Here is a 23183-nt window from a genome sequence, read left to right on the forward strand (position 1 = left end):
CCACCTCACAAGGTGACGTGAGGGCTGAGCTTCTCCAGCGTGACGTCACCGATGCCGTCGACCTCGAGCAGCTCGTCGACGCTCGTGAACCCGCCGTGCTCGTCGCGCCAGGCCAGGATCGCCGCCGCGGTCACCGGCCCGACGTCGGGCAGCGTCTCGAGCTCGGCCTGGGTCGCCGTGTTGAGGTTGACCAGCGTCACTGGGGCGCCGGGCGGCGCCGACCCGCTCGGCACCGCCGGCGCGGCGGCGGGAGAGCCGCCGACCACGATCTGCTCGCCGTCGACGAGCACCCGGGCCAGGTTGAGCGTGCTGAGGTCGACGCCCGGACGCCGGCCGCCCGCAGCCTTGAGCGCGTCGACCACCCGCGCACCGACGTCGAGCACCACGATCCCGGGGCGGCGTACCTTCCCGGTCACGTCCACGGTCACCGTGTCATCAGTGCCGGCCGGGCTCGCACTCGCATCTGCGCCGCCGGGCGCCGGGACCAGCGGCTCCACCGACTGCGCCGGCGCCGCGACGGCGGGACCGACCGGCTCGGCCTGGTCACGCACGACCAGCCATGCCGTGACGCCGATGCCGGCGGCCACGACGAGGGCCAGCACGGCGAGATGGGCAGGCCCGAGCACCGGGACGCGCGGCAGCGCCACCGGCAGCCGCCGACGCGCGGCGTGCCGCCCCGGGCGCGGCAGCACCACCGGCGGCGTCGGTGCGGCCGGGCCAGCAGGCTCGGGTGCCGCGACGGGCTCCGGCAGCGCGGGCACGGCACGGCGGGCCGGCACCACCCGGGTGTAGTCGTCGGCCTCCGGCGGCGGCCACGGCCGCTCCACGGGGTCCGGGTCGGTCGTGCCGAGATCGGCGGCCAGCAGGGCGAGCCGCCGGGCCGCGGCATCGGCACGGTCCTCACGCGACGGCTCGCCGCCGGACGGTCCACGAGTGCTGCGCATGGCCGGGACGGTAGGCGCCCGATCACCCAGCCCGCACCCTGCCTTGCGCGCGCCTGTGGACGACAGCGGTCCCGGGCCGGCCTGTGGACGGTGGCGGGCTCAGACAGGCACGATCGGCGCCACACAGATCGCGAGCATGCCGGGGCCGACGTGGGCCCCGAGCACGGCGCCGAGCTCGGTGCACCGGACGGCACGCCCGTCGAGCTGCTTCTCGAGCCGGTCGGCGAGGCTGGCGGCCAGCACCTCCGCCCGCTCCTCGCTGGCGAGGTGGGCGACGGTCACGTCGACCTGCTGGTCCTCGGTGGCCTCCACGGCCAGCTCCTCCAGCCGGCTGATGGCCCGCCCCGAGGTGCGCACCTTCTCCAGGGTGGTGATGACGCCACCCTCGATCCCGAGCAGCGGCTTGACCGCCAGTGCCCCGCCCAGCATCGCAGCAGCGCCCCCGATCCGGCCACCCCGACGGAGGTACTCCAGGCTGTCGACGTAGAACACCGAGGTCGCCAACGCTGCCCGGGTCGCCGCAGCATCGGCGGCAGCGGTGCGGCTGCCGCCGGCGGCGAGGACGGCAGCGGCGGTCTCGACGGCGTACCCGGTGCCCGGCCCGACCAGCCGGGTGTCGACACAGGTCACCGGCACGGGCGCGTGCCGCGCCGCCACCTGTGCCGACTCAAACGTCCCGCTCACCTCGCTCGACAGGTGCACCGAGAGGATCTCGGTCGCGCCCTCGTCGGCGAGCCGGCGGTACACGTCGGCGAACACCGCTGGCGCCGGCCGGGAGGTGCTCACCGACCTCTTCTCCCTCAGCGCCGCGGCGACGCACGCCGGCGACGCCTCCTCCGCGCCCTCGTCGTAGGCCACGTCGTCGATCACGACCTGGACCGGCACCACGGCGACCCGGCACTCCGCGGCGACCTCCGGCGGGAGGCTCGCGGTGGAGTCGGTGACGAGCGCGATCGTCATGCGCCGAGGCTAGGGCATGTCCCGGTGTCCGTCATCGCGCTAGACGACGATGTTGACCAGCTTGGGGGCGCGCACGATCACGCGCCGCACCTCGCGCCCGTCGATGGCGCGGACGACGTCCGCGTCGGCCATCGCGGCCGCCTCGAGGTCGGCGTCCGACACGTCCGGCGCAACCTCGATGCGCGCCTTGACCTTGCCCTGGATCTGGACGACCGCCGTCACGGACTCCTCGACCAGCAGGGCCTCGTCGACGGCCGGCCACGCGACCTGGGCGACGGACGGCTCGTGGCCCAGTCGCTCCCACATGTCCTCGGCGGTGTAGGGCGCGACCAGTGACAGCAGGATCGCCACCGTCTCGGTGGCCTCGCGCACGGCGGGGTCGGCCGGGCCGCAGCCGGAGTCGATCGCCTTGCGGGTGGCGTTGACCAGCTCCATCACCCGGGCGACGACCACGTTGAACCGGTGGCCCTCCAGCAGCGCGGTGGCGTCGTGGATCGTCCGGTGGGTCGCCTTGCGCAGCACGGCGTCGCCGGTCGTCGGGTCCGTCCCCGGCTCGGACGTCACGTCGCCCGACAGCCGCCAGGCGCGCTGCAGGAAGCGCACCGAGCCGGCCGGGCTCACGTCGGCCCAGTCGATGTTGTCCTCGGGCGGGCTTGCGAACACCAGGGTCAGCCGGACGGCGTCGACCCCGTACAGCTCCAGCTGCTCACCCAGGCTGATGCCGTTGCCCAGCGACTTCGACATCTTCTTGCCCTGGTTGATCACCACGCCCTGGCCCAGCAGGGCCTGGAACGGCTCGGTGAAGTCCAGCAGGCCCATGTCGTGAAGCACCTTGGTGAAGAAGCGCGCGTACAGCAAGTGCAGCACGGCGTGCTCGACGCCGCCGACGTACTGGTCCACCGGTCCCCACAGGCGCACCTGCTCGGGGTCGAAGGCCATCTGGTCGTTGCCGGGCGAGCAGAACCGCAGGAAGTACCACGACGAGTCCACGAACGTGTCCATCGTGTCGCTGTCGCGCTTGGCGGGGCCGCCGCACGTCGGACAGTCGACGTTGACCCACTCCTCGGCGGCTGCCAGCGGCGAGACCCCCTTGGGCTTCAGGTCGGCGCCCTTCAGGTTGTCGGGGAGTACGACGGGCAGCTGATCCTCGGGCACCGGGACCTCGCCACAGGCGGGGCAGTGGATGATCGGGATCGGCGCGCCCCAGAACCGCTGGCGCGACAGCAGCCAGTCGCGCAGCCGGTAGTTGACCGCCGCGGTGCCCAGCCCCTTCGCGACCAGCCAGTCGATGATCGTCCGCTTCGCGTCCGCGACCTCCAGGCCGTTCAGCGAGACCTCGTCGTTGGCGGAGTTGATTGCGGGACCGGCGCCGGCGTAGGCCTCACCGCCCGACTCCTCGAACCCCTCGGGCGGCTGCACGGTGTAGATGATCGGCAGGTCGTGGGCCTTGGCGAACTCGTAGTCGCGCTGGTCGCCCCCGGGGACGGCCATGATCGCGCCGGTGCCGTAGTCGGCCAGCACGTAGTCGGCAGCCCACACGGGGATCCGCTCCCCCGTGACCGGGTTGGTGGCGTGCACGCCCAGGAAGACGCCCGTCTTCGGCCGGTCGGTCGCCATCCGCTCGATCTCGGAGGACTTGCGGACCTCGGCCAGGTAGGCCTCGTAGGCGGGTCGCTGCTCGTCGGTCACCAGCTCGGCGGCCAGGTGGGCGTCGGCCGCCACCACCATGAACGTCGCACCGAACAGAGTGTCCGGACGGGTGGTGTAGACCGTGACCGGCTCGTCGCGACCCTCGACGGCGAACGCGACGTGCGCGCCCTCGGAGCGCCCGATCCAGTTCCGCTGCGAGTGCACGACCCGGTCCGGCCAGCGCTCCTCCAACGGCTCCAGGTCGCGCAGCAGCCGCTCGGCGTACTCCGTGATCTTGAAGTACCACTGGGTCAGCTCGCGCTTGGTGACCTCGGCGCCGCAGCGCTCGCAGCGGCCGTCGACGACCTGTTCGTTGGCCAGCACGGTCTGGTCCTGGGGGCACCAGTTCACCGGGCTCAGCTTGCGGTAGGCCAGACCGCGCTCGCGGAACTTCAGGAACAGCCACTGGGTCCAGTGGTAGTACTCCGGGTCGGACGTGTGCAGCCGGCGCGACCAGTCGAACGCCGTCGCGTAGCGCTTGAACGACTCGTACTGGGTCTCGATGTTGGCGTAGGTGAACGTCGCCGGGTGCTCGTCCTGCTTGATCGCGGCGTTCTCGGCGTTGAGGCCGAAGGAGTCCCAGCCCATCGGGTTCAGGACCTCGTAGCCCTGCATCCGGCGGTAGCGCGCGATCACGTCGTGCAGCGCCATCACCTCGGCGTGACCCATGTGCAGGTCACCGCTCGGGTAGGGGAACATCGTCAGCGCGTAGTACTTGGGCCGCTCCCCCGACCGGACGACCTCGTCGTCGGCGCGGAAGGGGTCGAGGTCCTCCCAGACCGGCAGCCACTTCGACTCGACGGCCTGGACGTCGTACGACGACGCCTCGGAGTGCTCTTGCTCGCTCATGGTTCTCTCTCGGTGCTCGTGGGTGGGTGACCTGCCCCGGTGACGCTCCAGACACAAGAAAGCCCCTCACACAGGGAGGGGCGGCCGCGTCGACCCGTCTGGATCGTCGACGCGGCTAGCTAAGAAGCAGGTTCTTCCGCACGAGGCCATGCTACCGCGCCCCGCCGGGGCACGGCGACCGCACATGGCAGTGGGGCCGACCGGCGCACCGGACGGCCCCACGGGTGGTCGGCTCAGGCCTTCCGGAACGCGACGCAGACCGACGGGCGCGGGAAGTCGTCGGTGTGCGGCCAGGTGCTGGCGGGCTCCGCGAACGTCGCACCGTCGATCTCGCCCGGGTGCTGCGGTGCGAAGAACAGCGACCGGTCGTCGTCGGTGACCAGCGGGCCGCAGCACTCGGCGCCCTTGGGCACGGTGAGGAACTGCTGGACGCGCCCACGCTCGGGACCGGAGGTGGGCACCCGGAACAGGCCGTCGTTGTGGCCGAGCCCGGCCGCCGCCCCGTCGGTCGAGATCCACAGGTTCCCGGATGAGTCCCAGGCGAGGTTGTCGGGACAGCTGATCCGGCTGACCTTGCTCTTGTCGAAGCCTGCGAAATAGGTCTCCGGGGACTCCGGGTCACCACAGATCAGGAACAGGTCCCAGGTGAACGTCGACCTGGTGTGGTCGCCGTCGTCAGGGGTCATCTCGAGGACGTAGCCGTTGCGGTTGCCGCTCTTCATCTCGAGCGGCGCTCCCGGACTCGTGCGGGTGCCGCACGACGTGACCGGGTTCGCCTCGTCAGCCGGAAAGGTCGAACCCCGCTGGGAGTTGTTGGTCAGAGCGGCGTACACCTTGCCGTTGACCAGGTTGACCTCGACGTCCTCGGGGCGGTCCATCTGGGTCGGTCCGACCTTGTCCGCTGCGAGGCGGGTGAAGGTGAGGACCTCCTCCACCGTCATGCCCGGCACGAACGACTCCCTGTCGCTGCAGAGCTTGATCCACTTCCCGGTGCCGTCCGACACCCCATCCTCGAGGCCGTCGCCGGTGAACTTGGCGACGTAGAGCGTCCCCGCCTCGAGAAGCCGTTTGTTGTGGTTGCGGGCCCGCGCGGTCTTGCGGGGGTCGTACCTCTCCTCCGACACGAACTTGTAGATGTAGTCTCCGCGCTCGTCGTCGCCGGAGTAGACGACAGCCCGGCCGTTGTCCGCGATCACCACGTTCGCGCCCTCGTGCTTGAACCGACCGAGCATGGTGTGCTTCCGCGGCTGGGACTTGGGACGCAAGGGGTCGACCTCGACGATCCACCCGAAGCGGTGCGGCTCGTTGGGCTCCTTCTCGAGGTCGAACCGGTCGTCGACGTCGTGCCAATTCCGGGGGTCGGAACTGTTGCTCCGGATCCCGTAGCGGGCATAGGAGTCCTTCGCGCCACCGAAGGTCGGGCCGGTCGGCACCGTGCCTTCGGTGTTGAAGTACTGGTTGAAGTTCTCCTCGCCCGACAGGACGGTTCCCCACGGCGTCGTGCCGCCGGCGCAGTTGTTGAGCGTGCCCTTGACGACGCTGCCGGTGGGGTCGTCGGAGGTCTTCAGCCAGTCGCTGCCGGCCGCCGGGCCGGTCATCTTGAACCGCGTCTCGACCGTGATCCGACGGTTCTTCGGCGCCTTGGTGAGATCCTTCACCCGGCGCCAGGATCCCGGCACCTTGCCGCGCTTGATCGTCACCACCGAGATGCCGTGGGTGTACATGCCGAGCCGCGCGAGGTCCCGCTGGCTGTAGTGACCCTGCGGGTACATCAGCCCGATGTCGTCGTACTCGTGGTTGACGACCATCACGGCCCGGTCCTTGCCGATCGGGACGACGCCGACGTAGTCGTTGTTGTAGCCGAACTGCTTCTTCACCGCCGCGACTGTGAGGTTGCGGACGTCGAAGTCGGGCGCGCCGGGGAGCACCGGGTCGCCCCACCGGATGATCACGTCATGGTCGAACTGGTCGGGCAGGACGACCGCGTCACGGCGGTTGGGTGCGACGGACCTGAACCTGGCATTGGCCAGCGTCGTGGGACCGGGGGCGCCGGCGGCGGGCGCGGCGGCAGCGGGGGCGGCGCCCGCCATCAGGCCGCTGGCGCCCACCACCAGCGCGCCGGTCCCGAGGGCGGATCCTCGGAGCACCGCGCGACGACCGACGGCGGACTGGATGACGTCGCGGATCGTCTCGCCGTCATTCGGGTTGGGAACCTCGTGGTCGCAGGCGTTGCCGCACTTGAACAGGCAGGTCAGGTAGGACCGCGAGCCGTGCCGGTTCCCCTCCCGGACGACCGGGGCGAGGGGCAGCAGCGGGCGGTGCTCGGTGCGCGTCACAGTCATGAGGCGGAGCCAACCGCCGACCGCTGAACCGGTGCCGGTCCGGTGGTGACCGGACTATGAACCTTAGGAGACTGCTGAACAACTGGGCCTACTGCGCGACGCCAGCACCCTCCTAGGAGAAGTCGGCCGCGGTCTTGCCCTTGAGGTCCTTGCGCAGGATCTTCCCGGACGCGGACTTCGGGATGGCGGGGATGAAATCGACGACGCGGACCTTCTTGTGCGGCGCGACCTTCTCGCCGACGTACGCGATGACGTCCTCGGCGGTGAGCGACGCGCCCTGCTGGAGCACGACGAAGGCGTGCGGGACCTCGCCGGCGTCGTCGTCGGGATGGGGCACGACGGCGGCGTCGGCGATGTCCGGGTGGGTCAGCAGCACGGCCTCGAGCTCGGCGGGCGGGACCTGGTAGCCCTTGTACTTGATGAGCTCCTTGAGGCGGTCGACGACGTAGACCTCGCCCTCGGGGCCCACCTCGACGATGTCGCCGGTGTGGAGGTAGCCGTCGGCGTCGATGGTCTCCTGCGTCGCCTCCTCGTTGCCGAGGTAGCCGACCATGACGCCCGGCCCGCGGACCCACAGCTCGCCGGGAGCGGTGCGCCCGCCGGGGACGGCCTCGATCTCCTCGCCCGTCGCGGTGTCGACGACCTTGAACTCCACGTTGGCCACCGCCAGCCCCACCGAGCCGATCGAGATGTCCTCGCGGTCGAGCGGCAGGGCGTGCGAGACGGGGCTGAGCTCGGTCATGCCGTAGCCCTGCTGCATCCCGCAGCCGAGGCGCTTCTTGACCGCCTGGCCGAGCGCCTCGTCGAGCGGGGCCGCGCCGCTGAGGACGGCCCGCACGCTGGAGGTGTCGATGTCGTCGACGGCGGGGTGCTTGGCGAGCGCCACCGCCATCGGGGGCGCGATGTAGAGGAAGGTGATCCGCTGCTCGTGGATCAGCCGGAGGAACTGGTCGAGGTCGAACTTCGGCATCGTGACCAGCTTGGCCCGCACCTTGAGGGTGATGCTCATGATCACGTTCATGCCGTAGATGTGGAAGAACGGCAGCACCGCGAGCACCACGTCGTCGGAACGCTCGGGGATCGCCGACATCGACTGCAGGACGTTGGCGACCAGGTTGCGGTGGGTGAGCATGACGCCCTTGGCCTTGCCCGTCGTGCCCGAGGAGTAGGGCAGCACGGCGAGGTGGGTCGCCGGGTCGATCGAGACGTCCGGCGGGGCCGCGCCCTCGGACAGCAGGTCCATCAGCGACTCGTGTCCCTCGGCACCGTCGAGGACGACGACGTTCTCCGGCGGCAGGTCCACCTCCGCACAACCGGCCAGTGCGCCGGGGAGGAGCAGCGACACGGTCACGTAGCGGACCGCGCCGGAGTCGCGCAGCTGGTTGGCGATCTCCGGGGGCGTGTAGAGCGAGTTGATCGTCGTGGCGGTCGCCCCTGCGCGCAGGATGCCGTGGAACGCGATGACGAACGCTGCGGTGTTCGGCACGTGCAGGGCGACGACGTCGCCCGGCTTGATGCCACGGGCGGCCAGCGCGCCGGCGAACGCGTCGATGCGGGCGCGCAGGTCGCCGTACGTCGTCTCGGAGCCGGTCGCGGAGTCGAAGACCGCCACCCGTCCGGACTCTTCCTCGGTCAGGTCGCCGAAGAGGAAGTCGTAGACGGTGACGTCGGGGATCTCGACATCGGGGAAGGGGCTCTTGAACGGCACGGCGGTGTCCTCTCGGTGGTGCGCTGCGATCATCCGAACCGTAGCGCCGACTAGTCCCAACGGGTGAGGGTCTCGACGACGAGTGGACAGAAAGCACCGACCTGGTGAGGTTCCGTGGCGATACGGCGTTGCGGGGGCGATCCTGTCGGCAGAGTTTGAGCGTGTCCGCCAAACCCCCGATCCGCGTCTACCTCCTCGAGGGACGCGATCTCGTGCGTCGAGGGATCCTCAGCCTGCTCGCGGACGAGGCGGACATCGAGGTCACCGGCCACTCCGGGCTGGCGGTCACGGCGCTCGTCGAGCTGCTCGTCCTGCGGCCCGACGTGGCCGTCCTCGACGCGCACCCACCCGACGGCGACGGTGTCGACCTGTGCCGTGAGGTGCGCGCCATCACGCCGGGCATGAAGGCGATGATCCTCACCGACCGCAAGGACGAGGAGGCGATCTCGGCCGCGATCCTCGCGGGCGCCTCCGGCTACGTCCACAAGGAGATCGAGGGCGGCTCGCTCGTCAGCGCCATCCGGCTGGTCGCCAGCGGTCACTCGCTCATCGACCGCTCCGCCGCCGCGCGCGTCATGGAGCAGGTGGCGTTCCACCGGCGTGCGTCCCAGGTGGTCGCCGACCTCACCCCGCAGCAGACCAGGATCCTGTCCCTGATCGCGGACGGTCTGACCAACCGGGAGATCGCCGAGCGGCTGTTCCTCGCCGAGAAGACGGTGAAGAACCACGTGACGGCACTCCTCAGCCGGCTCGGGGTCGCCCACCGGACGCAGGCGGCGCTGCTCGCGCAGCGACTGCGCGGCGATCAGCCGGCGTCGGGCTCGACCGTCCTCTCCTGAACTGCCGCCTCGAGAGCAGGCGCCAGCAACATCGCGAGCCCCGCCGCGACGTCCTCGTCGGTCTCGGGCGGCATGGCGACGTAGCTGATGCAGAGCCGGGCGATCGTCCGGGCGAACGCCCGGCCCGCGACGGGGTCGACGACCGGCCACACCTGCCCCACGGCCTCGGCCAGTCGGCCGGCGATGTGCTCCAGGAGCGGTCCGCTGTCCGTCGTCACCAGCCGCATGAGGTCCTCGTGCGCCTCGCCCTCCTGGACCCGTCGGATCAGCGGGTCGCGCATCGTCGCGTCGAGGAACATCCGGAGGGCCGACTCGAGCGCGGCGCGCGGGCTGTCGGCGTGCGCGGCCAGGTCGGCGGCGATCAGGTCGCACATCGTGTCCGCGACCTCGTAGGCGTAGGCCTCCGCCAGGCCGAACCGGGAGCCGAAGTCGTTGTAGATCGTCTGCCGGCTGACCCCGGCCTGCTTCGCGACGGTCTCGAGCCTGACCTTGCGCCAGGGCGTCTCCGTGAGGATCTCGCGCAACGCAGCGAAGACCGCGACACGGGGCGGCACACCGGAGCGGGGCATGTGCGGAAGGCTAGTGGTCCGGGTGCGGCAGCACGACGTCGTCGGCGCGGGTGCCCGCATCCGGGTAGAGCACGAGGGTGACGGCGACGCCCACGGCGAGGCCGACGACCTGCAGCGCCACGAACGCCGGCACCGAGCTCGGCTCGATGCCGGCGAAGGTGTCGGAGAACATCCGGCCGACCGTGACGGCGGGGTTGGCGAACGAGGTGGAGCTCGCGAACCAGTACGCCGCGCCGATGTAGGCACCCACCGCAGGCGCCGCGAAGGCACCGCGGTCGCTGCGCACCAGCGCGAAGATCAGGGCCACCAGGCCAGCGGTCGCGACCGCCTCGGCCACCAGGTGACCCGACGAGACCCGGTCCTTGGTCGACATCTCGGTGCTGACCTCGAACATCACGTTGGCCAGGACGCACCCGCCGACCGCGCCGACGACCTGCGCCGCCGTGTAGGCGCCGACCTCGCGGAGCATGAGCCCGGATCCGGTACGGCGCCCGAGGAACCAGTCCGCGAGCGACACCACCGGGTTGAAGTGCGCGCCCGACACCGGGCCGAAGAGCAGGATCAGCACGGTCAGCCCGAGCACCGTGGCTGTGGAGTTCTCGAGCAGCTGGAGGCCGACGTCGGACGGCGAGAGCCGCTCCGCCGCGATGCCGGAGCCCACCACGACGGCGACGAGCAGCCCGGTGCCGAGGAGCTCGGCGAGCAGGCGGCGGGCGAGGGGGGCGGTGTGCACGGCGGACATCCTCGCGGAGGAAGATGTGGGCCCACCACTCGGGTAGAAAGGCCAACCGATGAGCAAGCCGAGCGTTCTCTTCCTCTGCGTCCACAACGCAGGCCGCTCCCAGATGGCGCTGGGCTTCTTCAAGCACCACGCCGGGGACCGCGCCCTCGCCTGGTCCGGCGGCTCCGAGCCCGCCGACCAGGTCAACCCGTCGGCGGTCGCGGCGATGGCCGAGCGCGGGATCGACATCGCCCAGGAGTACCCCAAGCCCTGGACGGACGAGATCGTTCGTGCCGCGGACGTCGTGGTCACGATGGGCTGCGGCGACGCCTGCCCGTTCTACCCGGGCAAGCGCTACGAGGACTGGAAGCTCGACGACCCGGCCGGCAAGGGCGTCGACGAGGTCCGGCCGGTGCGCGACGAGATCGAGCGGCGGGTGCTCGACCTGCTGGCCTCGCTGGGCGTCAGTTGACCGGCGTCAGCCGGAACACTCGGATGTCGCGGTCGGTGCGGTTCTTGTACTCCGCGTAGACCGGCGTCACCGCGACCATCTGCCGCCACCCGGCCTCGGCCTCCTCACCAGAGAGCAGCTCGGCCACGACGTCGACCTCGACGCCGCCGGAAACGACCTTCGCCCGTGGGTTCGCGATCAGGTTCGCGGTCCAGGCGGGATGGTGCTGCTGGCCGAAGTTGGAGCCGACGACGATGACCGCGCCCCCGTCGCGGGCGAACAGCAGCGGGCTGAGTCTCGGCTGGCCGGACTTCCGGCCGATCGTCTCGAGCACGAGGGTCGGCGCGCCGATCGGCCCGAGGAGCGTACGGCGGCCGCGGGTCCGCAGCAGCAGCCTGCGGTCCAGCGGCATCAGCTTGCGGATCGTCCAGGAGCCGGCCTTCGTCGCGGCGAACCGCTGCCCGGCACGCGACAGGACCGAACCCTCCCGGCCCCACCGGTAGTCGGGGATCGTCATGACCGGATTCAAGCAGCCCGCCGGCACCCGGGGCCAGGGATGCGCCCCGCTGTCCCGCTCGCCGTCACGCCGGAGCTCCCGGAGCGCGGCTCGCGAGAACGGGCAGCCGAAACGACAAAGGCCGCCCGAAGGCGGCCTTTGATCCGGTGGAGCTGAGGGGACTCGAACCCCTGACCCTCTGCATGCCATGCAGATGCGCTACCAGCTGCGCCACAGCCCCGTGGTTTGCAACGCGGAGAACCTTACCGAACGGTGCAGCGACGGTGAAATCGAGGTCAGGCGGTGCGGTTGTAGGCCGCGAGGGCCCAGCGGCCCGACGGGCGCTCGACGAGCTCCACCCAGCCGCAGTTCGCCAGCCCCCGGAAGTCGCGCACGAGCTCGCCGGGCCAGCCCAGCCAGTGCACCATCGAGGTCCGGATCGCGGCGCCGTGCCCGACGACGAGCGCCGTCTCACCGGGCTCGAGGGCCGCGGCGGTCTCCTTCAGCACGGAGGTGACCCGTGCCGCGACCTCCGCCAGCGTCTCGGCACCCGGGATGTCGTCCCACTCGCCGGCGCGGAACCGGGCGTACTCCTCCGGGTCGAGTGCGGAGTACTCCTCGTGGGTCAGGCCCTGCCGCTCCCCCAGGTAGCACTCCCGCAGGCGCTCGTCGTACGACGGCGCGAGGCCGGTCGCCTGCGCGAGGTACTCCGTGGTCTGGCGGGCCCGCTGCAGGTCCGAGGAGACCAGCAGGACCGGGCGCAGCCCGGCGACCGCCGGGGCGACGGCCTGCGCCTGCGCGTGACCCGTCTCGTCGAGGGCGGGGTCGAGGTGACCCTGGATCCGCCGGATGGCGTTCCACTCGGTGCGGCCGTGCCGGAGCAGGACCAGCCTGCGCTCAGGCTCAGCCATCGGCCGCGGCGGGGCCGTGGACCTCCGCAGGGAGCGCGATGACCGGGCAGTCGCGCCAGAGCCGCTCGAGCGCGTAGAACTGCCGCTCCTCACTGTGCTGCACGTGCACGACGATCTCGCCGTAGTCGATCAGGACCCAGCGCCCGTCGCGCTCGCCCTCGCGGCGCACCGGCTTGGCTCCGATCTCGCGCAGCTTGTCCTCGATCTCGTCGACGATCGCCTTGACCTGGCGGTCGTTGGCGCCGCTGGCGAGGAGGAAGGCGTCGGTGATCGCGAGCTGCTCGCTCACGTCGAAGGCGAGAAGGTCGGTGGCGAGCTTGTCGGCGGCGGCGCGGGCCGCCGCGTGCACCAGCTCGACGGCGTGCTCGGTCGCTGTCATTTCACTCCGGGTTCTGCGGCGTAGAGGCCGTGCTTGGTGATGTACTGCACGACCCCGTCGGGGACGAGGTACCAGATCGGCTGCCCCTCCGCCTGTCGCTGACGGCAGTCGGTGGAGGAGATCGCGAGCGCCGGCACCTCCAACATCGTGACACGCTCGACCGGGATCGCCGAAAGCGTGGCGGGGTCCATCTCCGACCCGGGCCGCGTGCAGCCGACGAAGTGCGCGAGCTCGAAGAGCTCGTCGGCGTCGCGCCAGCTGAAGATGTCGGTCAGCGCGTCGGCGCCGGTGATGAAGAACAGGTCGGCGTCCGGGCGGGCGGCGCGGAGGTCCCGCAGCGTGTCCTTGGTGTAGGTCGGCCCGCCCCGGTCGATGTCGACCCGGCTGACGGTGAACCTCGGGTTCGCTGCGGTCGCGATGACCGTCATGAGGTACCGGTGCTCGGGCGGGGACACCACCCGCTCGCTCTTCTGCCAGGGCTCCCCGGTCGGGACGAAGACGACCTCGTCGAGCTCGAACCAGCCCTGGACCTCGGACGCGGCCACCAGGTGGCCGTGGTGGATGGGGTCGAACGTGCCACCCATCACCCCGACCCGGGGCCGCCGAGCGGGGTCCGTCATCGGCCGGTCAACCCGATCAGCTGTGGTCGCGGCCGCCGCCGAACCAGACCAGGGCGAGCAGCATGAGGAGCAGGATGCCCAGGGCAGCGCCGCCGATGATCCACGGGTTCACGGCGGGCTCGCTGTGCTCCTCCGCGGCCTGGAGTACGGCGAGGGCGGTCAGGCTGATCTGCATGGGCCGGATCCTAGCGAACGTGGCTCAGGTCCAGAACACGAGCCAGTCCAGGATCTGGCTCCACTCGATCAGCGCGCCGAACTCGAAGCAGATCCAGAACCGGACGGTGCGCCCGACGAAGATCGTCGGCAGGAACACCCACATCGGCATCCTGAGGGCGCCGGCGACGGCGGCCATCACCAGCAGCGGCGGCAGGCCGATGAACGCCGCGGCGAAGAGGATCGCGCCGCCGTACAGCGGCCGGCCCTCCATCCGCTCGACCCAGCGCTCGTAGCTCGCGCGGACCTTGGGGTTCAACAGCTTCTTCTGCGCCCAGCCACTCTCGATGCCGCGGCGGGTCGCCTCGTACCAGACGACCTTGCCCAGGCTCTGGCCCGCGCCGCAGACGAGCGAGAGGCTGACGGCGGCGGCGCTGCCGACACCGGTCGAGCTGATGCCGATGACGTAGGCCTCGATGTTGATCAGCGGGACCAGAGCCGATGCGATGCTGATCCCGAAGCTGGCCAACAGCAGCGTCATGACGAAGGTTGCTCCACGCGCGCCGGCACCGGGATCCCGAGCTGCAGCAGCCAGCGCAGCGACACGCACTTCAGCGCCAGCAGGCCGACCGCGATGATCAGGCCCAGCCACCACCACCCGGTGGCCAGCAGCAGGACGGCGAAGAGGCCGGAGTTGGCGGCCTTGCCGAGCCGCGACCAGTTCCACAGGTAGATCCGGCGGTCCACGACGTAGAAGTAGTTGGGGCTGCGGATCGGCCACGCGAGGAACGCCAGCGAGAGGTACATGTCGATGACCATGAACTCGAAGAGGTAGACCGCGACCGGGATCGCGATCAGCTCCATCGGCTCGTCGCTGAAGAAGAACGGCGCGGGCTGCAGCCAGGCGAGGCCGACGTAGAACGCGCCACAGCTGAGCCGGTCGCTCACCATGTCGACCACGCCGCCGATCCGGGTCTCGCAGTCGAACCGGCGTGCCCACTCCCCGTCGAGGGTGTCGCCGACCCAGTACACGACGAGCCCGGAGACGAGCAGGGCCAGGCTCTCGTCGTACGCCCCCCACATGCTGAGGACGAGCGTCGCGACGGTCCGGATGAAGGTGATCACCGTCGCGCCGGTGAGAAGTCGCTCCGACGCCGCGTCCGCGTAGATCCGCTCGGGCGCCCCTGCCATGGCGCGAAACCTACCGTGCCACCTCAGCGCACATGACCGTCACCCACGACGACGTACTTCGTCGACGTCATCTCCGGAAGCCCCATCGGGCCGCGCGCGTGCAGCTTCTGGGTGCTGATGCCGATCTCGGCGCCGAACCCGAACTCGCCGCCGTCGGTGAATCTCGTCGACGCGTTGACCAAGACCGCCGCGGAGTCGACCTCGGCGACGAACCGGCGGGCAGCAGCCTGGTCCTCGGTGACGATCGCGTCGGAGTGCTGGCTCGACCAGCGCCGGATGTGCTCGAGCGCTTCGTCGAGGTCGGGTACGACGCGCGCGGAGATGTCGAGGGAGAGGTACTCCGTCGACCAGTCGTCGTCCGTGGCCGGCACGACCCCGTCGTAGCCCCCGAAGACCCGGTCCCCGTGCAGGGTGACCCCGGCCTCCTGCAGAGCCGCCACGACCCGCGGCAGGAACGCGTCGGCGACGGCCTCGTGCACGAGCAGCGACTCGGCCGCGTTGCAGACGCTGGTGCGGTGGGTCTTGGCGTTGAGGACGATCGCGAGCGCCTTGTCGAGATCGGCGGCCGCGTCGACGTAGACGTGGCAGTTGCCGACCCCGGTCTCGATCACGGGCACCGTGGACTCCTCGACCACCGAGCGGATCAGGCCTGCGCCGCCACGCGGGATGAGCACGTCGACGTGGCCGCGGGCCCGCATCAGCGCCTTGACGCTGTCGTGGGTGTCGCCGGGCACGAGCTGGACGACGTCGGCCGGAAGGCCCGCGCCGACCACCGCGTCGCGCAGCACCGCGACGATGGCGGCGTTGCTCGACCGCGCGCTCGAGCTGCCGCGCAGCAGCACCGCGTTGCCGGACTTCAGGCAGATGCCGGCCGCGTCGGCGGTGACGTTGGGGCGCGCCTCGTAGATCATCCCGACGACGCCGAACGGCACCCGCACCTGGCGCAGCTCCAGCCCGTTGGCGAGCACCCCGCCGCGGACCACCTCGCCGACGGGGTCCGGCAGGCCGGCGACGTCACGGAGCCCCTGTGCCATCCCGGCGATCCGGTCGGGCGTCAGCCGCAGCCGGTCGATGATGTTGGCCGGCGTACCGCCTTCCTCGGCACGGCGGACGTCGTCGTCGTTGGCCGCGACGACCTCGTCCTCGCGGGCCAGCAGCGCGTCCGCCATCGCGTGCAGGGCGGCGTCCTTGGTCGCCCGCGTGGCCAGCGCCAGATCCCGTCCGGCGACCCGCGCGCGGCGGGCTCCCTCAATCACGTCCTCGGTGATGCTCACCTGTGGAAGGTTAGTCCCGCACGGGACGCAACCGTCCGGCTGTCTCGGGCGTCTAGTGGGTGAGGCGCGGTCCCGCGCCTCGCTTCGTGTTTGCTCGAGGAGGAGCTTGTGTCCCACCCCCCGTCCCCCAGCCGGAAGCGATGGGGCAGGGCCGCCCTCGTCGCCGCCGCGCTCGGCGCCCCGCTGCTCGCCGCCGTCGCCGGCGGCTCGACTCCCGCCACCGGCGCCGAGCCCTCGAACCCCACGCTGGACCTCACCGCCCCGGAGCGCGTGGTCGTCCAGACCTACGGCGGGGACATCTACTCCGACCTCGGCTTCCGCCTCGAGGTGACCGGCGCACCCCTGGAGATCTGGACCCAGCGCGCGGCCGACTACCAGTCCGTTCCCACCGCCGTGGCGAAGCTTCCGCTCGGCGACGTGGCGCTTCCCGAGCAGGTGCGCGTGGGCGAGCTCCGCCGCTTCCTCCGGATGCGGATCGTCGACCTCGACAACCCCGACGCGACGCCGGTCGTCCGCCGGCGCAGCTCCTGCCTCAGCGAGTCGACCCGCATCAGCCCCGACTCCCAGTTCAAGAACTCCTACCCGGAGACCTGCTTCTACAACCCGTTCGCCCTCGGTGCCGTCCAGGGCGTGCCGGAGGGCTGGGCGGCCAGCGTCTTCGGCTCCGAGTCCCGGCTCCGATTCAAGCCCGGCACCTACGAGCTGTCGGTCACGATCACGAAGGGCTACGCCGACGCACTCGGCATGACTGCGGACCAGCGCACCGCGACCACCGAGCTCGTGATCGAGGACAGCGACGACTGCCGCGGCTGCCGCGACCGCGGTGCCAACCCGCGGCTCACCCCCAACCGGACCGAGCCCGACGCCGACGGCGGCATCGACTCGCTCGAGGACCTTCCCCCGGGTACGCCGACCCCCGACCTGCGCTCGCTGCCGGCGTTCGGCATCCAGGTGAACCGCAAAGGCACCCAGCTGAAGTTCGCGGCGAACGTCTGGAACGGCGGCAACTCCCCGCTCGTGGTCGACGGCTTCCGCCGCGACGGCGAGGACGTCATGGACGCCTACCAGTACTTCCTCGACGAGGACGGAAACCAGGTGGCCTACCGGCCGGTCGGCACGATGGTCTGGCACCCGGCGCCCACCCACAACCACTGGCACTTCACCGACTTCGCGACCTACGAGCTGCTCAACGCGGACAAGACCCGTGCGGTGCGCTCCGGCAAGGAGTCGTTCTGCCTGGCGAACACCGACGCGGTCGACCTCACCGGCGACGGCGCCGCGTGGGAGGCCTACGAGGAGGACCTCGGCAGCGTCTGCGGTGGCTACGAGACCCGCTCGATCCGCGAGGTGCTCTCGGCCGGCTGGGGTGACACCTACGCGCAGTTCCGCGCCGGGCAGTCGTTCCCCATCAAGAACCTGGCCGACGGCGTCTACTACGTCCGCGTCCTCGCGAACCCCGACGGCACGCTGGTCGAGACCGACACCACCAACAACGAGTCGCTCCGCAAGGTCCGGATCTACACCGACCGGAACGGCGTGCGCCAGGTGAAGGTCGCCCCGGTCGGGATCATCACCGACGACCCGTGGGGCAGCTTCCGCACCCGCTGATCGGCTGACGACGAAGCCCCCGGCACCGCTGGTGCCGGGGGCTTCGTGTTGCTGCCTCGGTGGTGGCGCTCGCTCAGGCGAGCGTCCCGAGACCTACTTGCGCTTCTCGACCTCGGCCGTGGCGGCCGGCAGCACGGTGTGCAGGTCGCCGACGACACCGAAGTCGACCAGCTCGAAGATCGGGGCCTCTTCGTCCTTGTTGACGGCCACGATGGTCTTCGAGGTCTGCATGCCGGCGCGGTGCTGGATCGCACCGGAGATGCCGGCGGCGACGTACAGCTGCGGCGACACGACCTTGCCGGTCTGACCGATCTGCAGGTTGTGGGGCTTCCAGCCGGAGTCGACGGCGGCACGCGAGGCACCGACCGCCGCACCGAGCGCGTCGGCGAGACCCTCGACGGCACCGAAGTCACCGCCGGTGCCACGACCACCGGAGACCACGATCGCGGCCTCGGCGAGCTCGGGGCGACCGCTGGCCTGGCGCGGGTTCGACGCCACGATCCGGGCGGCCTTGGCCGCGTCGGAGATGGTGACGGAGAACTGCTCCACGGTGCCGGCGCCGGCACCCTCCTCGGCCGCGGCCGAGTTCGGCTTCACCGTGATGATCGGCGTGCCCTTGGTGACCTTCGCCTTGACGGTGTAGCTGCCGGCGAAGACCGACTGGGTCGTGCTGCCGTCGGCGTCGACGTCGACGGCGTCGGTGATCAGGCCGGAGCCCAGCTTGATGGCGAGGCGACCGGCGATCTCCTTGCCCTCGGCGGAGGACACCAAGAGGATCGCGGCAGGCGAGGCAGCCTCGGCGACCTGCTGCAGCGCCTCGGCCTTGGGGGCCACCAGGTAGCCCTTCACCTCGGCGTCGTCGATGGCGTAGACCTTCTCCGCGCCGTACTTCGCGAGGTCGGCCGCAGCCGCCTCGGCCTTGTCGGCAGCACCGATGAACACCGCGGACGGCGAGCCCAGGCGCTTCGCGATGGCGAGGAGCTCGTAGGTCGGCTTGCGAACCGCACCGTCGACGTGGTCGACGAGAACCAGAACTTCAGACATGTCTTGTTGCTCCTCAGATGAACTTCTTCGAGGCGAGGAAGTCCACGAGCGCGGTGGCGCCCGAGCCGTCCTCGTCCTTGACGATCTCGCCGGCGGTCCGCGGCGGACGCTCGGTGGTCTCCTCGACCGAGGACCAGGCGACCGAGAGGCCCACCTCGCCCGCGTCGACACCGAGGTCACCGAGGCCGTAGGTCTCGAGCGGCTTCTTCTTCGCCGCCATGATCCCCTTGAACGACGGGTAGCGGGCCTCGCCCGACTGGTCCGTCACGGAGGCGACCAGCGGCATCGTGCCGATGACGACCTCGGTGGCGGTGTCACCGTCGCGCTGCACGGCGAGCTGGTTCTCCTTGCGCTCGATCCGCGAGCCGAGGGTGACCTGGGGCAGCCCGAGGCGCTCGGCGAGCATCGCCGGGACGACGCTCATGGCACCGTCCGTCGACGCCATGCCGCACAGCACGACGTCGACGTTCCCGATCTTCTCGATCGCCTTGGCGAGCACGAGCGAGGTCGCGATCGCGTCCGAGCCGGCGATGGCCTCGTCCAGGACGTGCACGCCCTGGTCGGCACCCATCTGCAGCGCCTTGCGCACCGCGTCCGCGGCCTTCTCGGGACCGACGGTCAGCGCAGTGACAGTGACCTCCTCCTCGGTGCCCTCCTTGAGCTGGAGCGCCTGCTCGACGGCGTACTCGTCGAGCTCCGACAGGAGACCGTCGACACCGACGCGGTCAACAGTGTTGTCCGACTCGAACCGCGGGTCCGCGGTGGCGTCGGGGACATACTTCACACAGACGACAATGTTCATGGTTGTGGCCGGACCGGCCCCTTCCTGCACTCGTGCGACCCTCGCGGGTCGACATGGGGTCCACATAGGACAGCGCCCCGCAGGTTACCGCCCGGTTTACCGGCAGGGGTAACCCCGTACGCGTGGACTACCTCACACGTTAACCGCGGGTCTGGTCCGCCGGAGACCGTCTTAGGGCCGGATGATGCGCTCGAGGACCCGGCCGACGATGAGGTAGACGACCGCGGCGATGCCGTAGTTGAACAGCGCGGTCTTCACCTCGGAATTGGGGTTCTCGAACCGCTTGACGGGCTCGTCGAGGTCGAAGAACCCGAGGTCGAACGCGTTCGCGAGGTCACGGACGATCTGGACGAGGTCGTTCTTCTCGTTCGCGTCGAGGGCGAAGCTGAAGGCCGCGGCGGCAAGGACCAGCGCGAGCGTCAGGCAGATCACCCAGACGGTTCGCGAGACGACGCCGCGCACCCGCGCGACAGTCAGCGCAGTGTGGTCGACCGAGTCGTCCCGAGTGGTCTTGTCCGCCATCCTGCTCATCGTCCCTCGAATCTGGCCTTGCCGGGCCCGTTCTCGATGAAGGATTGCATGCCGGTGGCGCGATCGGCGGTTGCGAACACCGATGCGAACTGCTGGCGCTCGATCGCGAGGCCCGTCTCGAGGTCGGTCTCGAGGCCGCGGTCGACGCACTCCTTGATCGCGCGCAGCGCGTAGGGCGCCGCGTCGCTGAACTTCGCGGCCCACGCCACCGCGGCGCCGTACACCTGCTCGGCCGGGAACACCCGGTCGACGAGGCCGATCGAGAGCGCCTCGTCCGCCTTGACGAAACGGCCGGTGAACATGAGCTCCTTGGCCGTCGCCGGACCGACCAGGCGGGTGAGCCGCTGGGTGCCGCCGGCACCCGGGATGATCCCCAGCAGCACCTCGGGCTGCCCGAAGACGGCGTCCTCCGCGGCGAACCTGACGTCGGCGGCCAGCGCCAGCTCGCAGCCACCGCCGAGCGCGTAGCCGTTCACGGCCGCGACGACGGGCTTCGGGATCCGGGCGATCGCCGTGACCGCGCCCTGCACGCGGTCGCCGCGGTCGACCATGTCGACGTACGACTTCTCCGCCATCTCCTTGACGTCGTTGCCGGCGGCGAACACGCGCTCGCCACCCCAGACCACCACCGCGCGGACGTCGGCGCGCTCGGTCGCCTCCGCGGCAGCGGCCAACAGCTCGTCCTGCACCTGGAAGCTGATGGCGTTCATCTTGGGCCGGTCCAAGCGGATCGTCCCGACGCCGTCGGCTACCTCGAGTCGCACGAACTCGCTGGTCATCTGACTCCTCGTGGTCGCGGTGTGGAGTGGTTCCGACTGCGCATTGTGCCGGTGATCACGCGTCCAGGTCACGTCATCGCGATAGTCGGGCGGGTCTCACCGGCGACCCGGCAGAATCGGCCGCATGACACCCGGCCTCTGGCGCAGCCTCGGCGACAGCGCACCGATGTGGCCCGGGAGGAACTGGCCGCTCGGTGCCACGTGGACGCCCGAGGCGACGAACTTCGCCGTCTACGCGCCCGACGCCAACGAGGTGTGGCTGTGCGTCTTCGACGAGGTCGAGGGCACCGAAGGTGAAAGACGCTTCCCGCTGACGGAGCACTCGCTCGGGATCTGGCACGGCGAGCTGCCGGGGATCGCACCCGGCACCCGCTACGGCTACCGCGTGGACGGCAAGTGGGATCCCGCCAACGGCATGCGGTTCAACCCGCAGAAGCTGCTCCTCGACCCCTACGGGCTCGCCGTCTCGGGCACGGCCGCGGCCGGCCCCGACACCCTCGCGTACGACGTCGCCGACCCTGCGCAGCCGAGCGCGCTCGACTCGGCGCCGGCCACCGCACGCAGCGTCGTCGTCGACCCGGCGTTCGACTGGGAGGGCGACGAGCCGATCCAGCGCCGGTGGCGCGACACCGTCATCTACGAGCTGCACGTCAAGGGGTTCACCCAGCTGCACGACCGGATCCCGGAGGACGTCCGGGGCACCTACGCCGGTCTCGGACATCCGGTGGTGACCGACTACCTCCAGGACCTCGGGGTGACCGCGGTCGAGCTGCTCCCGGTGCAGCAGTTCTTCTCCGAGCCGGCCCTCCTCGAGCGCGACCTCACCAACTACTGGGGCTACAACACGATCGGGTTCTTCGCGCCCCACGGCGCCTACAGCGCGTCGGGCGACCGCGGCGAGCAGGTCCGCGAGTTCAAGCAGATGGTGAGGTCCCTGCACCGCGCGGGCATCGAGGTCATCCTCGACGTGGTCTACAACCACACCGCGGAGGCCGGACCGGGCGGCGCCTCGCTGTCGTTCCGGGGCTTCGACGACCGCGGGTTCTACCGGCGGGTGCCGGTGGCGGACGGCGACGAGGGCGAGGGCGACGGCGCCGGCGACGGCTTCGACGACACCTACTGGGACGTCACCGGGTGCGGCAACACCGTCAACTCCGAGGACCCGCTCGCGCTCCGGCTGATCCTCGACTCGCTGCGCTACTGGGTCACCGAGATGCACGTCGACGGGTTCCGGTTCGACCTGATGTCCGCGCTCACCCGGACCGGGACCGAGGTCGACATGTCCTGCAAGCTCCTCATCGCGATGGGCCAGGACCCCGTCCTGCGCCACGTCAAGCTCATCGCGGAGCCGTGGGACGTGTCCATGGGCGGCTACCTGGTGGGCCGGATGCCGCCGCCGTGGGTGGAGTGGAACGACCAGTACCGCGACACCGTCCGCGACTTCTGGCGCGGTCACACCGAGGGCATGCACGGCGTCGCGACCCGGCTCGCCGGCTCGTCGGACCTCTACGCGGACGACGGGCGGTCGGCGTACAACTCGGTCAACTTCGTGACCGCGCACGACGGCTTCACGGTGCGGGACCTGGTGTCCTACGACCACAAGCACAACGAGGCCAACGGCGAGGACAACCGCGACGGCACCGACAACAACCGGTCCTGGAACCACGGGGTGGAGGGCGAGACCGACGATGCCGAGATCGTCGCCCAGCGCCGGCGCCAGGCCGCCAACCTGATGGCGACCCTGTGCCTGTCCAACGGCGTCCCGATGCTGACGGCGGGTGACGAGCGGGGGCGGACCCAGGGCGGCAACAACAACGCGTACTGCCAGGACAACGAGGTCTCCTGGGTCGACTGGCGGCCCGACGACGCGTGGCTCGACGTCTACGAGACCACCAAGGCCGCGCTGCGGCTGCGGCGGGACCACCAGACGCTGCGGCAGCGGCACTGGTTCGAGGGACGGCCGACCATCGTGGGTGGACCGAAGGACGTCGCGTGGCTCCACCCGACCGGGCGCGAGATGACCGAGGCGGACTGGCACGACACCGGCCTGCGCACCATCGGCATGTTCGTCTCCGGCAAGCCGCTGCGCGAGCCCGGCCCGCACGGCGAACAGCTGATCGACGCCTCGTTCCTCATGTGGCTGCACGCCGGCGCGGAGCCGTGCGCCGTCCACCTGCCCGACAACGACTGGGTACGCCGGGGGAAGGTCGTGCTCTCGACCGACCCGGAGCAGCCGATCGGCACCCCCGTCGAGTCCGGCGCGGAGATGCTGGTCGGACCGCGGTGCGTCGTCGTGCTCCAGGAGACCGAGGACTGAGCGAGC

Annotated in this window: 23 protein-coding genes and 1 tRNA gene; 4 read left to right on the forward strand and 20 right to left on the reverse strand. The window is 70.8% G+C overall.

Going from position 1 to position 23183, the window contains the following annotated elements; translation table 11 throughout:
• Positions 1-5 precede the first annotated feature (5 nt).
• From F0U47_RS15040 to F0U47_RS15060, 5 genes are all read right to left on the reverse strand, one after another.
• On the reverse strand, positions 6-944 hold the full coding sequence (locus tag F0U47_RS15040) for a ComEA family DNA-binding protein (protein WP_149751295.1): 939 nt from the start codon (positions 942-944) through the stop codon (positions 6-8).
• A gap of 99 nt (positions 945-1043) precedes the next feature.
• The gene (locus F0U47_RS15045; protein ID WP_149751296.1) at positions 1044-1904 is read right to left on the reverse strand and encodes a DegV family protein; all 861 of its coding nucleotides are present in this window, start codon (positions 1902-1904) and stop codon (positions 1044-1046) included.
• A gap of 39 nt (positions 1905-1943) precedes the next feature.
• Positions 1944-4442, reverse strand: a complete 2499-nt coding sequence (gene leuS, locus F0U47_RS15050; protein ID WP_149751297.1) for a leucine--tRNA ligase — start codon at positions 4440-4442, stop codon at positions 1944-1946.
• Positions 4443-4675: 233 nt separating this feature from the next.
• Positions 4676-6784 (reverse strand): PhoX family protein, encoded by a 2109-nt coding sequence (locus F0U47_RS15055; protein WP_149751298.1) that lies wholly within the window; start codon positions 6782-6784, stop codon positions 4676-4678.
• Between the two features lie 112 nt (positions 6785-6896).
• Positions 6897-8525 carry an AMP-binding protein gene (locus tag F0U47_RS15060; protein WP_246159645.1) on the reverse strand — a complete coding sequence of 543 codons (1629 nt, stop codon included), beginning with the start codon at positions 8523-8525 and terminating at the stop codon, positions 6897-6899.
• A gap of 128 nt (positions 8526-8653) precedes the next feature.
• Here F0U47_RS15060 and F0U47_RS15065 point away from each other — a divergent pair, with 128 nt between their 5' ends.
• The gene (locus F0U47_RS15065; protein WP_223162795.1) at positions 8654-9331 is read left to right on the forward strand and encodes a LuxR C-terminal-related transcriptional regulator; all 678 of its coding nucleotides are present in this window, start codon (positions 8654-8656) and stop codon (positions 9329-9331) included.
• On the opposite strand, the gene F0U47_RS15070 is transcribed toward F0U47_RS15065, so the two are convergent.
• Positions 9298-9900: a TetR family transcriptional regulator gene (locus F0U47_RS15070; RefSeq protein ID WP_188111376.1), complete on the reverse strand. Its 603-nt coding sequence runs from the start codon at positions 9898-9900 to the stop codon at positions 9298-9300. The two genes, F0U47_RS15065 and F0U47_RS15070, sit on opposite strands and share 34 nt — an antisense overlap.
• Before the next feature lie 10 nt (positions 9901-9910).
• Positions 9911-10633 (reverse strand): aquaporin, encoded by a 723-nt coding sequence (locus F0U47_RS15075; protein ID WP_438362077.1) that lies wholly within the window; start codon positions 10631-10633, stop codon positions 9911-9913.
• Positions 10634-10691: 58 nt separating this feature from the next.
• Here F0U47_RS15075 and F0U47_RS15080 point away from each other — a divergent pair, with 58 nt between their 5' ends.
• Positions 10692-11093, forward strand: a complete 402-nt coding sequence (locus F0U47_RS15080) for an arsenate reductase ArsC (RefSeq protein ID WP_149751301.1) — start codon at positions 10692-10694, stop codon at positions 11091-11093.
• Here F0U47_RS15080 and F0U47_RS15085 read toward each other — a convergent pair.
• The 9 genes from F0U47_RS15085 to F0U47_RS15120 all read right to left on the reverse strand — a co-directional run bounded on the left by F0U47_RS15085 (position 11086) and on the right by F0U47_RS15120 (position 16096).
• Positions 11086-11589, reverse strand: a complete 504-nt coding sequence (locus F0U47_RS15085) for a nitroreductase family deazaflavin-dependent oxidoreductase (protein ID WP_149751302.1) — start codon at positions 11587-11589, stop codon at positions 11086-11088. The two genes, F0U47_RS15080 and F0U47_RS15085, sit on opposite strands and share 8 nt — an antisense overlap.
• A 147-nt stretch (positions 11590-11736) precedes the next feature.
• Positions 11737-11809, reverse strand: a tRNA-Ala gene (locus F0U47_RS15090).
• 55 nt (positions 11810-11864) lie between these two features.
• Complete coding sequence (locus tag F0U47_RS15095) at positions 11865-12479, reverse strand: histidine phosphatase family protein (RefSeq protein WP_149751303.1); 615 nt, start codon at positions 12477-12479, stop codon at positions 11865-11867.
• A complete protein-coding gene (rsfS, locus tag F0U47_RS15100) occupies positions 12472-12858 on the reverse strand; it encodes a ribosome silencing factor (RefSeq protein ID WP_149751304.1) in 387 nt (128 codons plus the stop codon). The genes F0U47_RS15095 and rsfS overlap by 8 nt, the downstream gene beginning before the upstream one ends.
• On the reverse strand, positions 12855-13478 hold the full coding sequence (gene nadD, locus F0U47_RS15105; RefSeq protein WP_149751305.1) for a nicotinate-nucleotide adenylyltransferase: 624 nt from the start codon (positions 13476-13478) through the stop codon (positions 12855-12857). Before nadD ends, rsfS begins: the two co-directional genes overlap by 4 nt.
• Before the next feature lie 16 nt (positions 13479-13494).
• Positions 13495-13653, reverse strand: coding sequence for a hypothetical protein (locus F0U47_RS21295; RefSeq protein ID WP_188111377.1), 159 nt, complete (start codon positions 13651-13653; stop codon positions 13495-13497).
• A 24-nt stretch (positions 13654-13677) separates the two neighbouring features.
• Positions 13678-14172: a VTT domain-containing protein gene (locus F0U47_RS15110; RefSeq protein WP_149751306.1), complete on the reverse strand. Its 495-nt coding sequence runs from the start codon at positions 14170-14172 to the stop codon at positions 13678-13680.
• Positions 14169-14822: a CDP-alcohol phosphatidyltransferase family protein gene (locus F0U47_RS15115; protein WP_149751307.1), complete on the reverse strand. Its 654-nt coding sequence runs from the start codon at positions 14820-14822 to the stop codon at positions 14169-14171. The genes F0U47_RS15110 and F0U47_RS15115 overlap by 4 nt, the downstream gene beginning before the upstream one ends.
• A 23-nt stretch (positions 14823-14845) precedes the next feature.
• Complete coding sequence (locus F0U47_RS15120; RefSeq protein WP_149751308.1) at positions 14846-16096, reverse strand: glutamate-5-semialdehyde dehydrogenase; 1251 nt, start codon at positions 16094-16096, stop codon at positions 14846-14848.
• 108 nt (positions 16097-16204) lie between these two features.
• On the opposite strand from F0U47_RS15120, the gene F0U47_RS15125 reads away from it, so the two are divergent.
• Positions 16205-17704, forward strand: coding sequence for a lysyl oxidase family protein (locus F0U47_RS15125; RefSeq protein ID WP_149751309.1), 1500 nt, complete (start codon positions 16205-16207; stop codon positions 17702-17704).
• A gap of 93 nt (positions 17705-17797) precedes the next feature.
• On the opposite strand, the gene F0U47_RS15130 is transcribed toward F0U47_RS15125, so the two are convergent.
• From F0U47_RS15130 to F0U47_RS15145, 4 genes are all read right to left on the reverse strand, one after another.
• On the reverse strand, positions 17798-18748 hold the full coding sequence (locus F0U47_RS15130; RefSeq protein WP_149751310.1) for an electron transfer flavoprotein subunit alpha/FixB family protein: 951 nt from the start codon (positions 18746-18748) through the stop codon (positions 17798-17800).
• 13 nt (positions 18749-18761) lie between these two features.
• Positions 18762-19532, reverse strand: coding sequence for an electron transfer flavoprotein subunit beta/FixA family protein (locus F0U47_RS15135; RefSeq protein ID WP_246159646.1), 771 nt, complete (start codon positions 19530-19532; stop codon positions 18762-18764).
• A 189-nt stretch (positions 19533-19721) separates the two neighbouring features.
• Positions 19722-20072 (reverse strand): hypothetical protein, encoded by a 351-nt coding sequence (locus tag F0U47_RS15140; RefSeq protein ID WP_149751312.1) that lies wholly within the window; start codon positions 20070-20072, stop codon positions 19722-19724.
• A 5-nt stretch (positions 20073-20077) separates the two neighbouring features.
• A complete protein-coding gene (locus F0U47_RS15145) occupies positions 20078-20860 on the reverse strand; it encodes an enoyl-CoA hydratase/isomerase family protein (protein WP_149751313.1) in 783 nt (260 codons plus the stop codon).
• Between the two features lie 124 nt (positions 20861-20984).
• Here F0U47_RS15145 and glgX point away from each other — a divergent pair, with 124 nt between their 5' ends.
• Positions 20985-23177 (forward strand): glycogen debranching protein GlgX, encoded by a 2193-nt coding sequence (glgX, locus tag F0U47_RS15150; RefSeq protein WP_149751314.1) that lies wholly within the window; start codon positions 20985-20987, stop codon positions 23175-23177.
• Positions 23178-23183 lie beyond the last annotated feature (6 nt).

The organism is Nocardioides antri (assembly GCF_008373765.1).
Classification (GTDB): domain Bacteria; phylum Actinomycetota; class Actinomycetes; order Propionibacteriales; family Nocardioidaceae; genus Nocardioides; species Nocardioides antri.

What these genes read in the sequence shown, in the direction of transcription:
- F0U47_RS15040 (WP_149751295.1), bottom strand. Translation starts at nt 944, where the DNA reads ATGCGCAGCACTCGTGGACCGTCCGGCGGCGAGCCGTCGCGTGAGGAC.
- F0U47_RS15045 (WP_149751296.1), bottom strand. Translation starts at nt 1,904, where the DNA reads ATGACGATCGCGCTCGTCACCGACTCCACCGCGAGCCTCCCGCCGGAG.
- leuS (WP_149751297.1), bottom strand. Translation starts at nt 4,442, where the DNA reads ATGAGCGAGCAAGAGCACTCCGAGGCGTCGTCGTACGACGTCCAGGCC.
- F0U47_RS15055 (WP_149751298.1), bottom strand. Translation starts at nt 6,784, where the DNA reads ATGACTGTGACGCGCACCGAGCACCGCCCGCTGCTGCCCCTCGCCCCG.
- F0U47_RS15060 (WP_246159645.1), bottom strand. Translation starts at nt 8,525, where the DNA reads ATGATCGCAGCGCACCACCGAGAGGACACCGCCGTGCCGTTCAAGAGC.
- F0U47_RS15070 (WP_188111376.1), bottom strand. Translation starts at nt 9,900, where the DNA reads ATGCCCCGCTCCGGTGTGCCGCCCCGTGTCGCGGTCTTCGCTGCGTTG.
- F0U47_RS15080 (WP_149751301.1), top strand. Translation starts at nt 10,692, where the DNA reads ATGAGCAAGCCGAGCGTTCTCTTCCTCTGCGTCCACAACGCAGGCCGC.
- F0U47_RS15085 (WP_149751302.1), bottom strand. Translation starts at nt 11,589, where the DNA reads ATGACGATCCCCGACTACCGGTGGGGCCGGGAGGGTTCGGTCCTGTCG.
- F0U47_RS15095 (WP_149751303.1), bottom strand. Translation starts at nt 12,479, where the DNA reads ATGGCTGAGCCTGAGCGCAGGCTGGTCCTGCTCCGGCACGGCCGCACC.
- rsfS (WP_149751304.1), bottom strand. Translation starts at nt 12,858, where the DNA reads ATGACAGCGACCGAGCACGCCGTCGAGCTGGTGCACGCGGCGGCCCGC.
- nadD (WP_149751305.1), bottom strand. Translation starts at nt 13,478, where the DNA reads ATGACGGACCCCGCTCGGCGGCCCCGGGTCGGGGTGATGGGTGGCACG.
- F0U47_RS21295 (WP_188111377.1), bottom strand. Translation starts at nt 13,653, where the DNA reads ATGCAGATCAGCCTGACCGCCCTCGCCGTACTCCAGGCCGCGGAGGAG.
- F0U47_RS15110 (WP_149751306.1), bottom strand. Translation starts at nt 14,172, where the DNA reads ATGACGCTGCTGTTGGCCAGCTTCGGGATCAGCATCGCATCGGCTCTG.
- F0U47_RS15115 (WP_149751307.1), bottom strand. Translation starts at nt 14,822, where the DNA reads ATGGCAGGGGCGCCCGAGCGGATCTACGCGGACGCGGCGTCGGAGCGA.
- F0U47_RS15130 (WP_149751310.1), bottom strand. Translation starts at nt 18,748, where the DNA reads ATGTCTGAAGTTCTGGTTCTCGTCGACCACGTCGACGGTGCGGTTCGC.
- F0U47_RS15140 (WP_149751312.1), bottom strand. Translation starts at nt 20,072, where the DNA reads ATGGCGGACAAGACCACTCGGGACGACTCGGTCGACCACACTGCGCTG.
- F0U47_RS15145 (WP_149751313.1), bottom strand. Translation starts at nt 20,860, where the DNA reads ATGACCAGCGAGTTCGTGCGACTCGAGGTAGCCGACGGCGTCGGGACG.
- glgX (WP_149751314.1), top strand. Translation starts at nt 20,985, where the DNA reads ATGACACCCGGCCTCTGGCGCAGCCTCGGCGACAGCGCACCGATGTGG.